General features: G+C 62.7%; 9 protein-coding genes and 1 pseudogene. 8 read left to right on the forward strand and 2 right to left on the reverse strand.

The window, feature by feature from the left end; genetic code table 11:
* The 6 genes and pseudogenes from QMX89_RS10260 to QMX89_RS10285 all read left to right on the forward strand — a co-directional run.
* A pseudogene (locus QMX89_RS10260) lies at positions 1-446 on the forward strand (hypothetical protein); the annotation flags it as partial.
* 6 nt (positions 447-452) lie between these two features.
* Positions 453-2,354, forward strand: a complete 1,902-nt coding sequence (locus tag QMX89_RS10265; RefSeq protein WP_282348066.1) for a hypothetical protein — start codon at positions 453-455, stop codon at positions 2,352-2,354.
* A 260-nt stretch (positions 2,355-2,614) separates the two neighbouring features.
* The gene (locus tag QMX89_RS10270; RefSeq protein WP_122743287.1) at positions 2,615-4,372 is read left to right on the forward strand and encodes a carbamoyltransferase; all 1,758 of its coding nucleotides are present in this window, start codon (positions 2,615-2,617) and stop codon (positions 4,370-4,372) included.
* Positions 4,356-5,486 (forward strand): glycosyltransferase, encoded by a 1,131-nt coding sequence (locus QMX89_RS10275; protein ID WP_282348068.1) that lies wholly within the window; start codon positions 4,356-4,358, stop codon positions 5,484-5,486. Before QMX89_RS10270 ends, QMX89_RS10275 begins: the two co-directional genes overlap by 17 nt.
* Positions 5,486-6,382: an antimicrobial resistance protein Mig-14 gene (locus QMX89_RS10280; RefSeq protein WP_282348123.1), complete on the forward strand. Its 897-nt coding sequence runs from the start codon at positions 5,486-5,488 to the stop codon at positions 6,380-6,382. The genes QMX89_RS10275 and QMX89_RS10280 overlap by 1 nt, the downstream gene beginning before the upstream one ends.
* Positions 6,379-7,782 (forward strand): PIG-L family deacetylase, encoded by a 1,404-nt coding sequence (locus QMX89_RS10285; protein ID WP_282348124.1) that lies wholly within the window; start codon positions 6,379-6,381, stop codon positions 7,780-7,782. Before QMX89_RS10280 ends, QMX89_RS10285 begins: the two co-directional genes overlap by 4 nt.
* Positions 7,783-8,056: 274 nt before the next feature.
* Here the strand turns inward: QMX89_RS10285 and QMX89_RS10290 are convergent, their stop codons facing one another.
* Entirely contained in the window at positions 8,057-8,659 is a 603-nt protein-coding gene (locus QMX89_RS10290) for a lipopolysaccharide kinase InaA family protein (RefSeq protein WP_056845335.1), read from the reverse strand.
* A gap of 262 nt (positions 8,660-8,921) precedes the next feature.
* Between QMX89_RS10290 and msbA the strand changes: the two genes are divergently transcribed.
* Both msbA and hldE read left to right on the forward strand, forming a co-directional pair.
* Positions 8,922-10,730: a lipid A export permease/ATP-binding protein MsbA gene (msbA, locus tag QMX89_RS10295; RefSeq protein WP_282348072.1), complete on the forward strand. Its 1,809-nt coding sequence runs from the start codon at positions 8,922-8,924 to the stop codon at positions 10,728-10,730.
* Positions 10,731-11,573: 843 nt separating this feature from the next.
* A complete protein-coding gene (gene hldE / locus QMX89_RS10300; RefSeq protein WP_049862459.1) occupies positions 11,574-12,995 on the forward strand; it encodes a bifunctional D-glycero-beta-D-manno-heptose-7-phosphate kinase/D-glycero-beta-D-manno-heptose 1-phosphate adenylyltransferase HldE in 1,422 nt (473 codons plus the stop codon).
* A 236-nt stretch (positions 12,996-13,231) separates the two neighbouring features.
* Here hldE and QMX89_RS10305 read toward each other — a convergent pair whose 3' ends face one another.
* On the reverse strand, positions 13,232-14,197 hold the full coding sequence (locus tag QMX89_RS10305; RefSeq protein WP_282348073.1) for a metal ABC transporter ATPase: 966 nt from the start codon (positions 14,195-14,197) through the stop codon (positions 13,232-13,234).
* Between the last annotated feature and the right edge of the window lie 18 nt (positions 14,198-14,215).

The raw sequence follows: 14,215 nt of genomic DNA on the forward strand, positions 1-14,215 counted from the left end.
CGCATTCGATCACTGCCAAGGCGCGCTATGGCACAGGGCTGGTGTCCGCGTCGCGCACGTTCAACGTCAAGTCCAGGACGCAGCCCGTCATTGTCAGCGTGCAGGATTCGCAAGGCGAAGTCAGTCATGGCGGCAGCACGTTCGATACCCGTGTGACGCTTTCGGGCACTGCCCCAGGCAGTCAGCTGGTGATGATCTACGACGCACAAAACTCCAAGGGCATCGCCGCGGTGAGCGCCAGTGGAAACTGGAGTTTGGGTCTGACGGGGCTTGCAACAGGTGCTCACTCGTTGACGGCCCATGCGCTCCAGGGGACCGGGGAAACCTCTGAGCCGCGTACGTTCACCATTGTCCCTCGACAAGCAAGGTCGCTTATCCGGTCGCTGCCCAACCAGCGACCGGGTGTGGCAGCCAAGCCTGTGCCAATGCTTCACTATCCGAGGTAATGCAGCGTGAAAAACCCACCCCTTTTGTTGTTACGCGCCATCCGCAGGGCTCAACCCAGTGGCGTTACCAGCGACCTGATCCAGCCAGGCGCAGGCGCCCAGCTGCCTGGACCTATCTTCAGCTTGGCAATGAAGCGCGATGATGTGCTCGATCCGACGGACTTGAGTGCTGGCGGGATGACGGTCAAGGTCGCCGTGAACGCATTGTCGTATGTGGGCGGCAAGGCGCGGCTGCATTGGGAGGGCTATAGCATCAGCCCACCGTTGGAACTTCCGATCGCTGCTCTGGGCGAGTTGAGTTTTTGGGTGGACAAAGCACGCTACGTGGACCCTAACCTCGATGGTTCGGTGCATGTCTGGTATGAGTTGATCCCCCCGACAGGCACCACGGCTGTCTCCGAAAGCTTATTGATATCGGTGCAGGATGCCACGAGCGAAACCTGGCCTGCGCCTGAAATTCACGACCATACCGGCTCGCCGGTCACCTCGTGGAGCCCTGTCAAGCCTGGCACCACCCAGGCCAATATCGCGCGCTTCGTGCTGCGCGATGCACGGTTGAAAGTGAACGATGCGGTGGCGCCTCTCTGGCTTTTTTCAAATGGGGCAAGTTTGGGCGTCGATATGATTATGGTCACCACCGCGGGAGAGGTCCGAGCCGAAATTCCAGCCGCCGTGCTGGCCGAATCATTGAGCAAGACGGTGCAGGTGTCTTATCTACCCATCCTGGCGGGCGTGCCAGGGTCTTTGTCCGAAGCGCTGAATCTGCAGGTGCTGACATTCACTTCCGGGCAGTTAGTCCCGCCCAATATCGTAGAAGCCGTATTGGATCTCAACCGCTTTGCCGGCGATGCCACTGTTCTGGCCACTCCGTGGCCATTGATTGGCTTGGGGCAGATCTATTGGTTGCACGCAAGCGCCACATTGGACGATGGCACTCAGCACGTCGAGACCCTGGCCAATGCACAAGCCGTCAATGCAGATCAGGTGTCGGCGGGATTACGTATCAGGCTATCGCGCGGCTTCCTGCTGCGTCTGGAAAATGCAACCCAACTTACCCTGCAACTCAAGGTCGCCTTCGCGGCCAACGCTGCAGAAGGAGAAGCGATCATGTTTCCTGCAAGCGATGTGAATGTCGTACAGCTAGCTCTGACCCTGCCGGCACCTACCGTTACGGGTGTAGTGGATGGTCGCCTGGACCCGACGGACATCCCCGCCGAAGGCGTGAAGATCACCGCCGCGTACACCGGCATGGTAGTAGACCAATGGGTCAGTGCCCAGTGGGTGGGGGTGACGGCAGCGCTTTCGCAGGACTTCCCGGCGGTGCGGGTCACCAATGCGAATACGCCCGTGGAGTTTCTGGTGCCTAGGGCGAAGGTGGAGGCGAGTGTGTTCAAGGCGGTGTCAGTGGTTTACAAGGTGGCGCGCACGCAGGGGGCGGAGGCCAAGACGTCGGAGGCGTTGCCGTTTGAGGTAGAGCGTCCAAAAGGCGGGTTTGAGGACTTTGAACGCTTTCCTCTTGGCCCAGTCCCGGAAGTGATATTGGACGGGATGACGATTACTAAAGCGTGGCGCTACGTCACATTAACGGTCTCGGATCTGGTCGAGGAGTCCGGAATTGCTGGAAAATGTCTCGAGGTTATTGCCGCTGGCGGAAGTTATCCAGGAATATACCTTACCCCTTTCGCACCTGCATCACGAGTTGCTATTAACATTGTGGACAAGGGGTGGAATCAGCACGCCACAGTTACCTTTGATGACGGAAGCACTGTTGGAGGAAGATTTGTCGTAGGTGAGAATATATTCCAGGATCAAACCGACTCAAGCTTAAAAATTGTCCAAATTTGGCTGTATGAAACGCAAACTAGTCAGGCCCAGTTCTACGTCAGCGAACTCCACTGGTCATCATAAATAGCCCTGGGTTATCAGCGACATTGCATCAAGAGTGCGGAGTTGCGGCAGTTGTCGCCTGATGCCTTGTATCATTGGCCGCGCAGTCTCCGATGAACACAAAATATAAGCGGCCGGCACCGGGGGCTTCGCAGGTAGAGCCGCGCTCCCGCAGGGGCGGTGTTGGGTGGTGGCGTATTACGCTATAATCCCGGCCTTTCGCCGCCCGCCGCCCTCGATGGCCGCCCGCGCATCTACTTCCGTTCAAAGAGGCTAGACCCTTGGCATTGACGATTCTTGGCCTGTCCGGCGCCCTTAGCCATGACCCTTCCGCGGCCCTGTACATCGACGGCAAGCTGATTGCCGCCGCCGAAGAAGAGCGCTTCGTGCGCGACAAACATGCAAAGAACCGCATGCCCTACGAATCGGCCAAGTTCTGCCTGGAACAAGCCGGCATCAAGCCGTCGGACGTTGATGTGGTGGCGATTCCGTTCGCGCCTATCAGCCTGTTCGGCAAGGCGCGCTGGCATTACGCCAAGCGCTATTGGTACGCCCCGGACCGCGCCCTCGACGCGCTGTTGATGGGTAACCGCCGCTACAAGCGCTACCGCAACAAGATCGTCTTCTGCCTGGAGCAACTGGGCTTCGACGCGAAGAAGATCAAGATCGAACCGGTCGAGCACCACCTGGCTCACGCCTCCAGCGCCTACCATTGCTCGGGCTTCCAGGAAAAAACCGCGATCCTGGGCATCGATGGCAAGGGTGAGTACGCCACCACCTTTTTCGGCTACGGCGAGAACGGCAAGATCCACAAGATCAAGGAGTTCTTCGACCCGGATTCGCTGGGCGGCCTGTACGGCGCGATCACCGAATTCCTCGGTTTCGAGATGCTCGACGGCGAGTTCAAGGTCATGGGCATGGCGCCCTATGGCGATGCCAGCAAGTACGATTTCTCGCGTCTGGCTTCGTTCGAGAACGGCGAGCTGGTGATCAACACCGACTACGCCAACGTCATCGGCCTGCGCCGCTATAAAGAGAAGGGCAAGGGCTTCTATTTCTCGCCCAAGCTGATCGAGTGGCTGGGCCCGAAACGCGAAGGCGACATCGCCGACGAGCCGTACATCCACTACGCGGCCAGCATGCAGGCGCTGTTCGAGAAGCTCGCCTTGCAGATGATCGACCACTACCTGGGCGATGTGCTCAAGCAGACCGGCAAGCTGGCCTTCGCCGGCGGCTGTGCGCTGAACGTCAAGCTCAACCAGAAGATCATCGCCCGCCCGGATGTGAAGGAGCTGTTCGTGCAGCCTGCTTCCGGCGACGCCGGTACGGCGGTGGGTGCGGCGGCCTATGTGTCCCATGCCCGCGGTGTGCCCGTGGAGAAAATGGAACACGTGTACCTGGGCCCGTCCTACACCAACGAAGACGTGATCGCCGCCTGCGCGCGCCATCCGAACAAGCCCAAGGGCCGCATGCTTGGCAACATGCCCAAGCAGATCGCCCAGATCATGGTCGACGGTAATCCAGTGGCCTGGTTCCAGGGGCGCATGGAGTTCGGCCCACGCGCGTTGGGTGGTCGTTCGATCATCGGTTGCCCGAGTGTGCCGGGCGTGGCCGACCGCATCAACCATCAGATCAAGTTCCGCGAGCGCTGGAGGCCTTTCTGCCCCTCGATGCTCGACACCGTCGCGCCGCAGATGATCAAGATCGATCACCCGGCGCCGTTCATGACGTTCACCTTCGAGGTGGCCGAAGAATGGAAGACCCGTGTGCCGGAAGTGGTCCATGAAGATGGCACCTCGCGCGCCCAGGTGCTCAAGCGCGAATACAATCCGCGTTACTACGACATGATGAAGGCCCTGGAAGAGTTGACCGGTAACGGTGTGTCACTCAACACCTCGCTCAACCGTCGTGGCGAGCCGATGATCTGCTCGCCGACCGATGCGTTGAACATGTTCTACGGCTCGGACCTCCAGTACCTGATCATGGAAGACATTCTGGTGGTCAAAGAGGGCGCCAAAGCCTATGACACGCTCGACTGAGCGTCATGTACTGCAAATCTGCCACGGCTATGACGGGCTGCTTCTCGAAGGCGCCCGTCAATACGCCGGCGTTTTGGTGGGCCGTGGCTATCGGGTCACCACCGTGTTTTTGACCGGCGCAGCCGATGCTCGGGTGGCCGCCGACTGCGAGAGCGATGAAGTGCTGTTCATGGCCTGCAGCGCCGAGGCCTTGGCGGGTCTGAAGCGCGGTGCCATCGGCGAGCTGCGCAAGATTGCCGCTGCGCGAACATTCGCTTTCTGCATCGCGCACCAGTTCGAGCCTGTCTACGTTGCCCTGTTGGGCACTTCGCTGCGGGTGATTGGCGTGCATCATGCGAACGGTGCCTATCAACGCCGTTCGCGCCGGCTGTTTGTGCAGTTGTTCCGCAGACGCCTGGGGCTGCTGGGTGTGTCCGATGTGGTACGCGACGACATTCGCCGCTGCCTGCCCGGCTGGGCATCGGAGCGTATTGCCACGCTCTATACCCGCATGAATACCTTCACCCTGCAGAAGCAATTGCTGCCGGCGGTCGAAGCCCGCCAGGCCCTGGGCCTTGCACCCGATGCCTGGATCGTTGGCAACGTGGGCCGTCTGCATCCGGACAAGGACCAGGCCACCTTGCTACGCGGTTTTGCCCTGGCCTTGGCAAAGCTGTCTGAGCGAGCGCTGCTGGTGATCATCGGCTCCGGGGAGAAGGAACAGCACCTGAAGGACCTGGCCGTGGAGCTGGGTATCGCCGAGCGAGTGCGGTTGCTTGGCCAAGTGCCGCAGGCCCGGCTGTATTTCAAGGCGTTCGATGTGTTCGCCTCGAGTTCCACCAACGAGCCTTCGGGCATGGTCCTGCTCGAAGCCATGGTCGCTCATGTGCCGCTCTTGGCGGCGGCCTGCGGCGCTGCGCCGGAGATCGTCGAAGGTGCCGGTATCCTGTTTCCGCAGGGTGATGCCGAACGTCTGGCCCAGGGCCTGGAGCACATGGCCACAATGGATCGCTACCAGCGTGCGCGGTACGAAATGCTCATGGCCGAACGCCTGGACGCCTGCTTCTGCGAGCGCGCCGTGCGCAGGGCCTTCTGGCAACTGCCGATGGTCACGACACTGACGGCGCAAACATGATGCTCAACAGATTGCAAAGCGTGCGCGAGCGGGGCTGGCAAACGCTGGATGCGTCCAGCTACGCCCACGCCTGGACACAGTTCGGCGGCAGTGTGGCCACTCATCCACTGGTGGTCGAGCGCCTGGCCGCGCTGGCCGGCATCCCGGTGCGCTATCTGGGCTGGGAACACGCGGGTGAACTGGTCGCGGCAATACCCACCTGGGGTCGTCACCTGGCGTTGTCCAAGGACGTGCTCAAGCAGCACGGCAAGAAGGGCTTGTACGATCTGGGCAATGCCGAGTTGATCCTGCCGGCAGCCAAGGATGCCCAGGCGCCGCTGCGTCACCATGGCCGTTACCTGTCCGAACTGAACCAAGGGCGTTTCAGCGGCTTGAAGACACAGGCCGAAAGCCTGGCCATGGCGCGCACGCCGGAAGACTTGTCGAAGAAGTTTCGCTACAACCAGCGCCGTGAACTGCGTCTGCTGGAAGAGGCGGGCGGGGTGGTGAAGCCTGTCGCCGAGTTCAGCAGCGCCGAGCTGGCGGCGATCTATTGCGATCTGTTCCAGCGGCGCTGGGGTTTTGCCGCAACCGGTGCCGAACGCATGGGCGAGGTCATCGAGATGCTGCGCGAGCTGATGATCGGGTCGGTGCTGCTGCTGGACGATGCGCCCATCGCCATCCAGTTGGTGTACCGCGTCGAGGCTCCGGAATGGGTCAGTGTGGAGTACATCAATGGTGGTGTGGATCCGCAGTCCCGTGCGTTCAGCCCTGGCAGCGTGCTCAGTTATCTGAATACCCAGAGTGCCTGGGAACAGGCCCGCGCGGTGAACAAGCCGCTGCGTTTCTCGTTCGGCCGGGCCGATCGTGAATACAAGGACCGCTGGTGCAACCCCGTTCCGGTGTTTCAGGCATGAGCCGCAAGCAGGCGTTGCTCGCCCGGCATCGGCGCAATAAGCGGCGTGTGCTGCTGGCTGGGCTGGCGGTGATGCTGCTGGCGGGGGTACTGATCGCCTGGTGGTTGCCGCTGCCCCTGCTGGTGCTGGCCTGGGTAGCCCATGAGGCGTGGTTTGCCGATCATTTGTTCTATTCCCCCGGCGACGATTACGCCTACAGCTTCGACAGCACCGCGGAGCTGGCCGGGGTCAGCCTGAACGGCGACCTGCTGCAGGTCGCGGAGCGTCTGGAAGCGGCGGATACCTTGATTCTGGCCGTGGATGTGAAAGCGTCCTGGCTGGGTCGATTCCTGGATCCGTGCGTGCAACTGCAGGGCGTCGAGCTGGCGGACCGGCAGACGTTCGAGCGCGGTGTCGATGGTTTGCGCTATCTGAACCTGAGCGGCTTTGCTGACGAACTGAACCAGGGCCGCCTGCGGGTGCGTGGGCGTTTCTGTCGGATCGTCGGGGAACCGCGGTTGTGGCGCTTCCAGCATCCGGATTTTACCCAGCAGCGGGTCATGGTCATCGCACCCCATGCCGACGATGCCGAGTTGGCGGCCTATGGTTTGTACAGCCGGGCGGCGAGCAGTTGGATCGTGACCGTGACGGCAGGGGAGATCGAAGCCGAGCACTATCAGACGATGGGGCTGGCGCCGGCCGAGGCGGCGCGCCTGAAGGGGCGGCTACGGGCCTGGGACAGCCTGGCCGTGCCGCGCTGGGCCGGGGTGCCGGCCGAGCAGTGCGTGCAGTTGGGGTATTTCTGCCTGCAATTGCCGGCCATGCAGGCAGCGCCTGACCAGTCGTGTGGCTCGCGTGAGGCGGACATGACCGATATCCGCCCGTTCCGCCAGCTCAATCCTTTCGCCTTGCCAGCTGACGCCGACGGCGCGCCGACCTGGAACAACCTGGTGGCGGACCTGCGCGAGCTGTTGCAGCGTGCGCAACCGGAGGTGCTGGTGATGCCGCACGCGAGCATCGATCCACACCCCGACCACATCTGCGCCCAGGCGGCGGTGTTGCAGGCGCTGGAAGGGCTGGCACACCCGCCACGCCATCTGCTGGGCTATGCCAACCATTTGCATGACAACGACCGCTGGCCCATGGGCAGTGCAGGCGAGGGCGTGGCCCTGCCGCCGTTCTTCGATGCCCGCGAGCGGCTGGTGCCGTGCAGCCTGCCGGTCAGCGCCACGGTGCAGATGGACAAGGCCATGGCCCTGGGCATGATGCACGACCTGCAACCGCCGGCCCCGTTCAAACGTCGCGTGCGGCGCTGGCTACAGTGGTTGCTGGCGGGTCGACGTTGGCCGGCCACCGGTGAGAACGAATTCTTCCGCAAGGCAGTGCGCCGCCATGAGTTGTTCTGGCGCAAGGACTTGTAAGGCGGCGTTGGGGCGTTGAGGAAAGCTGCATGGCGTTCTTGCAGGTACATCGCCTGCGCCGCCGACGCGGCTTGCGCCGCTGCTACAGGGTTGTGTTGTTGCAGGGACACCGCGTGGGCCGCCGACGCGGCTTGCGCCGCTGCTACAGGGGTTGTGTTCATGCGGGGACACCGCGGGCGCCGCTGATGCGGGTGGTGCGGATTTCCGGCGGGCAACGCGATCCCCTGTAGCAGCGGTGCAAGTCGCGTCCGGCCATACTGCGTCGGGCCTGGTGTTATTTCAGAACGGCCTTGTTCAGCTCTGCCAACGGGAAGCAGGCGGTCAATCGCTCGCGCTCCAGGTAGCGGGAGAAATGCTCCAGATTGCGCTTGATCAAGCGCCTGGACAAAGGCCCTCGTGTGAAGCTCATGTCGGCCATGTCGATCAAGCCCAACGCCCCTTCGGGCGTGACGATCACATTGCCCAAGTGCAGCGAGCGAAAATACACCCCGCAGCGGTGCAGCTGGCGGACCAGGGCGATCAGAGGCTCAAGGCTCTCCTGCCAGGTGAACTCGGCAGTGTCCATCAACTGGCGCAGATTCCTGCCGGGCAAGGGCTCGTACAGCACGGCCGTCATGCCGGGCTTGTCCAGACGGTAGTGCTGCAGCACCTTCAAGGTCGGCACGCCCAGTTGCTGAAGACGCTGGGCATTGGCGATGAAACGCGCCGAATAAGGACGCAGCAACGCCGAGGAAAACAGGCGTTTGCGACGGAACAGCTTGAGGATGTTCCCGTCCGCGAGCAGGTACACTTTCGCGCCATGGCTGTCGGCCTCCAACACCTTGGCGCCAGCGGTCAGCGTGTCAAAAGCGGCCTGAGGAAGGCGGGTGCATTGCATCGTGATAAAGCCTTGATTGAAGAGGGCGGTTGGCATGATGCCCAAAAGCGGCGGCATGTTCTACCGCCAGGCCCACGGCAGTGCCTGGTTCGCGGCCACGGACCGCTCCTACGGGGGCAGTGTTTCTGTAGGAGCGGCCATTGGCCGCGAACCAGGCGCCGCGGTGTGTCAGGCAGACCACAGCGCGCCCTTTGCGGCCACGGACCGCTCATACAGGCCCCTGTGATAAAGTTCCCGTTCTACGCCAACAGTGAGTTAGACGATGAGTGATTCACCGCGCCCAGCGGAACAGGATTCAAGCCTGAAAATCTATTTGCGACTGCTCAGCTACGTTCGCCCCTACGTGGGCATGTTCCTGATCAGTATCCTAGGTTTCGTGATCTTCGCCTCGACCCAGCCCATGCTGGCCGGGATCCTGAAGTACTTCGTCGACGGCCTGAGCAATCCCGAAGCGGTGCTGTTTCCCAACGTGCCCTACCTGCGCGACCTGCAACTGCTGCAGGCGGTGCCGATCCTGATCGTGCTGATCGCCGCCTGGCAGGGCCTGGGTTCCTACCTGGGCAACTACTTCCTGGCCAAGGTATCGCTGGGGCTGGTCCACGACCTGCGCGTGGAGCTGTTCAACAAACTGCTGGTGCTGCCCAACCGCTACTTCGACACGCACAACTCCGGCCACCTGATCTCGCGCATCACCTTCAACGTGACCATGGTCACGGGCGCTGCGACCGATGCCATCAAGGTGGTGATCCGCGAAGGCCTGACGGTGGTGTTCCTGTTCATCTACCTGATTTGGATGAACTGGCAACTGACCTTGGTGATGCTTGCCATCCTTCCGCTGATTGCGGTCATGGTCGGCAGCACGAGCAAGAAATTTCGCAAGCAGAGCAAGAAGATTCAGGTCGCCATGGGCGACGTGACCCACGTGGCATCCGAAACCATCCAGGGCTACCGGGTGGTCCGCAGCTTCGGCGGCGAAGGCTACGAGCAGACCCGTTTCGCCAAGGCCAGCCAGGGCAATACCGACAAGCAACTGCGCATGACCAAGACCGGTGCGATCTACACGCCGATGCTGCAGCTGGTGATCTACACCGCGATGGCCGTGCTGATGTTCCTGGTGCTGTACATGCGTGGCGACGCCACTGCCGGTGATCTGGTGGCCTATATCACCGCAGCCGGCTTGCTGCCCAAGCCGATACGCCAGCTGTCCGAAGTCAGTTCCACGGTGCAGAAGGGTGTTGCCGGTGCAGAAAGCATCTTCGAGCAATTGGACGTTGCCCCCGAGCTGGACACCGGCACGGTGGAACGCGAGCGCGTCAGTGGCCTGCTGGAAGTGCGCAACCTCAACTTCACCTACCCCGGCACGGATCGGCAGGTGCTCCACGACATCAATTTCACCGCCAAACCAGGGCAGATGATCGCTTTGGTAGGGCGATCGGGCAGTGGCAAGTCGACCTTGGCCGGGCTGATCCCACGCTTCTATCATCACAACGAAGGCGAAGTGCTGCTCGATGGTGTGGAGATCGCCGATTATCAGTTGCGCAATCTGCGTCGGCACATTGCGCTGGTGACCCAGAGCGTGACGCTGTTCAACGACAGCATCGCCAACAACATCGCCTACGGTGATCTGGCCGACGCGCCGCGCGAGGACGTGGTGGCGGCCGCGGCCGATGCCTATGCCAAGGAGTTCGTCGATCGCCTGCCTGAAGGGTTCGACACGCAGGTCGGCGAGAACGGCGTGCTGTTGTCCGGTGGCCAACGCCAGCGCCTGGCGATCGCTCGGGCGCTGCTCAAGAATGCACCCGTGCTGATTCTCGACGAAGCCACCTCGGCGCTGGACACCGAGTCGGAGCGGCATATTCAGGCAGCGTTGGACCACGTCATGAAGGGGCGAACCACCCTTGTGATCGCTCACCGCCTGTCGACCATCGAGAAGGCCGACCAGATTCTGGTGATGGACCAGGGCCGCATCGTCGAGCGTGGCACCCACGCCCAGTTGCTCGCGCAGAACGGCTATTACGCCAGACTGCACGCCATGGGCCTGGACGAGCCGGCGAAAACCGACATCACCTGACCCCTGTTTGCTCTGTGGGGCAGGGCACGGCATCTGGTCTGTGAGAGCGGAACTGTGAGAGTGGGGCTGTGGGAGTTGGGTTGTGGGAGCGAGACTGTGGGAGCGGGTCTCTGCCCGCGAAGGCTTCACCGCGATCTGCCTGCCCTACCGCGTCGCCTTTTTCGCGGGCAGAGCCCGCTCCCACAGGGGGGGGCGGAGCACGGCATCTGGTATTGGTAGCGGAACTGTGGGAGCGGGTCTCTGCCCGCGAAGGCTTCACCGCGATCTGCCTGCCATACCGCGTCGCCTTCTTCGCGGGCAGAGGGCTCGGCCGCCCGCCCCGCTCCCACAGGGGGGGGCGGGCCACGGCATCTGGTATGTGGGAGCGGAACTGTGGGAGCGGGTCTCTGCCCGCGAAGGCCTCACCGCGATCTGCCTGCCATACCGCGCCGTCTTCTTCGCGGGCAGAGGGCTCGGCCGCCCGCCCCGCTCCCACAGGGGGGGCGGGCCACGGCATCTGGTATGTGTTAGCGGGACTGTGGGAGCGGGTCTCTGCCCGCGAAGGCTTCACCGCGATCTGCCTGCCATACCGCGCCGTCCTCTTCGCGGGCAGAGGGCTCGGCCGCCCGCCCCGCTCCCACAGGTGGGGGCCGGGCACGGCATCTGGTATGTGGGAGCGGAACTGTGGGAGCGGGTCTCTGCCCGCGAAGGCTTCACTGCAGTCTGCCTGCCATACCGCGCCGTCCTCTTCGCAGGCAGAGGGCTCGGCCGCCCGCCCTGCTCCCACAGTAAGGGCAGGGGCGGGCCTATCGGGTGCTTGCGTGTTAATATCGCCGCCCTGTTCATTTTGTATGTGGGTTGCCCATGAAGTTATCCATGCCGCGATTCGAATCGGCCCCTGTATTGGTGGTCGGCGATGTCATGCTTGACCGTTACTGGCATGGCGGTACTTCGCGCATTTCCCCGGAAGCGCCGGTCCCGGTGGTCAAGGTCGAGCAGATCGAAGACCGTCCCGGTGGTGCTGCCAACGTCGCGTTGAACATCGCTGCCTTGGGCGCACCGGCTTCCCTGGTCGGCGTGACCGGGACCGACGAAGCCGCCGACAGCCTGAGCGACAGCCTCAAGGCCGCCGGCGTCACCGCGGTGTTCCAGCGCATTGCCCACCAGCCGACCATCGTCAAGCTGCGGGTCATGAGCCGCCATCAACAATTGCTGCGCATCGATTTCGAAGAAGCGTTCGCCACCGACCCAGCGGCGCTGGCCGCTGAGGTCGACGCGTTGCTCGACGGCGTCAAGGTGCTGGTCCTGTCGGACTACGGCAAGGGCGCCCTGAGGAATCACCAGGCGCTGATCCAGGCGGCGCGTGCACGCGATATCCCGGTGCTGGCCGACCCCAAGGGCAAGGACTTTTCGATCTATCGCGGTGCCAGCCTGATCACGCCCAACCTCAGTGAATTCGAAACCATCGTCGGCGGCTGTGCCGATGAAGCGGACTTGGTGGCCAAGGGCGCCACGCTGATGCGCGACCTCGAGCTGGGCGCCTTGCTGGTGACCCGCGGCGAGCACGGCATGACCCTGTTGCGCCCCGAGCATCCTGCCTTGCACTTGCCTGCACGAGCCCGTGAAGTGTTCGATGTGACCGGCGCCGGCGATACGGTGATTTCCACGCTGGCGGCGGCCATCGCGGCGGGCGAAGAACTGCCCCATGCCGTGGCGCTGGCCAACCTGGCGGCGGGTATCGTGGTCGGCAAGCTGGGGACCGCGGCGATCAGCGCGCCTGAATTGCGCCGGGCGATCCAGCGCGAAGAAGGTTCGGAGCGTGGCGTGTTGAGCCTGGAGCAGTTGCTGCTGGCGATCGACGATGCGCGGGCGCACAACGAGCGCATCGTGTTCACCAATGGGTGTTTCGATATTCTCCATGCCGGTCATGTGACGTACCTGGAGCAGGCCCGTGCCCAGGGTGATCGTCTGATCGTGGCAGTCAACGATGATGCCTCGGTAAGCCGCTTGAAAGGGCCGGGGCGCCCGATCAACAGCGTCGACCGGCGCATGGCAGTGTTGGCCGGGCTGGGGGCAGTGGACTGGGTGATCAGCTTCGCCGAAGGTACACCGGAGAACCTGCTGACCCATGTGCGTCCGGATGTATTGGTCAAAGGCGGTGATTATTCGGTGGATCAGGTGGTAGGCGCCGACATCGTCAGTGCTTATGGCGGCACGGTGAAAGTGCTGGGCCTGGTGGAAAACAGCTCGACCACCGCCATCGTCGAGAAAATCCGCAGCCGTTGAAGCGTCGGGTTTTACCGCGTTCCCGCAAATGCACCGCGTCCACCGCCGACGCGGCTCGCGCCGCTGCTACAGAGACCGCATCCACCGCCGGCGCAAGCCGCGGTTTCCTAGGCACACCGCAAGTGCCGCCCCACGGTTCCAGCCCACACCCCCTGTAGCAGCGGCGCAAGCCGCGTCCGGCCACATCGCGGTTTCCCAGGCACACCGCACGACGGTAGCCGGTCGGGACAATGGGATTACTTGTGCAGACCGCTGCGCACCTTGCGCACCAATACTCGCGCCTTGACCTTGAATTTCTCCAGGCTGGTACGTGGCTTCTTCGGGATGGCGAGGCCTTTTTCCGCTACCCAGTCACGCCACCGCACACGTTCGTCGCGTACCAGCCAGCCATCCTGTGCGGCGAAGCTCTCGGCCAGGTAAACACCCCGTGTGCTGGCAGTGTGCAGCTTGTCCTTCTTCAACGTGTACAGCTCGGCGACCGGCTGCCCGTCCTTCAAAGGAATCAGGTACAGGTCAGGCTTGCTGCGGCTCAGGCGGGTGATCAATTCGCCCTTTTCCAGCCGCTCCTCGACGTGGAACAGGCTCAGCCCCTTGGCCTGCGGCGGCACTTCCAGACGCAAGTCGTACACCAGCTGCAACGAAGCGGTCGGTACATGCACATACGCTCGTGGCCGTTCGATCAGGTTCAGGCTGCCGCACTTCACCGGCCGCGCCGCACCGGAGCGGGTGCTCAAACGAAAGGGCAACTTCTCCTGATAGCGCAAGACCTGGTCATAAGGTGTCGGCAGCCAGGTATCGTTGAAACGCCCGCCTAGCCAACCTTCCGACGTCTCCAGCAGGCATTCTTCGGCAATTTCCTGAATGGCCGTGTGCAGCGGCAGGTTCACTTCATGAGCCGGCACATAGCCAGAGATCAGCTTGAGCACCACGTCGCCGCGGTCTTCGCGGCGCTGGCGCACCAGCACCCAGTAGTCGCGCCCACGCCAGCTCAGGGTCAGCCGGACCGACACGCCGAGGTTGGCCAGTTCCACGCGAAAGCGTTCGCTGTCACTCACCTCGACCGGTTTGCGCCGCTCCAGGGTCTGGGCGAAATTCAACGGCATGCCCACGGCTTCATAGCTCAGGGCTTCGGGCGTGGCATCGACGGCAAGGGGCAGGGTCTTGAAATTGCCTGGATTCTTTCGGGTCAGGGTACGCGGCATTACGGCTCCTTCTTGCGT

It is taken from the genome of Pseudomonas sp. PS01301 (genome assembly GCF_029960215.1).
Lineage (GTDB): Bacteria > Pseudomonadota > Gammaproteobacteria > Pseudomonadales > Pseudomonadaceae > Aquipseudomonas > Aquipseudomonas coleopterorum.

Coding starts and splice junctions, on each gene's coding strand:
- msbA (WP_282348072.1), top strand. CDS start 8,922: ATGAGTGATTCACCGCGCCCAGCGGAACAGGATTCAAGCCTGAAAATC.
- QMX89_RS10305 (WP_282348073.1), bottom strand. CDS start 14,197: ATGCCGCGTACCCTGACCCGAAAGAATCCAGGCAATTTCAAGACCCTG.
- QMX89_RS10275 (WP_282348068.1), top strand. CDS start 4,356: ATGACACGCTCGACTGAGCGTCATGTACTGCAAATCTGCCACGGCTAT.
- QMX89_RS10280 (WP_282348123.1), top strand. CDS start 5,486: ATGCTCAACAGATTGCAAAGCGTGCGCGAGCGGGGCTGGCAAACGCTG.
- hldE (WP_049862459.1), top strand. CDS start 11,574: ATGAAGTTATCCATGCCGCGATTCGAATCGGCCCCTGTATTGGTGGTC.
- QMX89_RS10290 (WP_056845335.1), bottom strand. CDS start 8,659: ATGCAATGCACCCGCCTTCCTCAGGCCGCTTTTGACACGCTGACCGCT.
- QMX89_RS10285 (WP_282348124.1), top strand. CDS start 6,379: ATGAGCCGCAAGCAGGCGTTGCTCGCCCGGCATCGGCGCAATAAGCGG.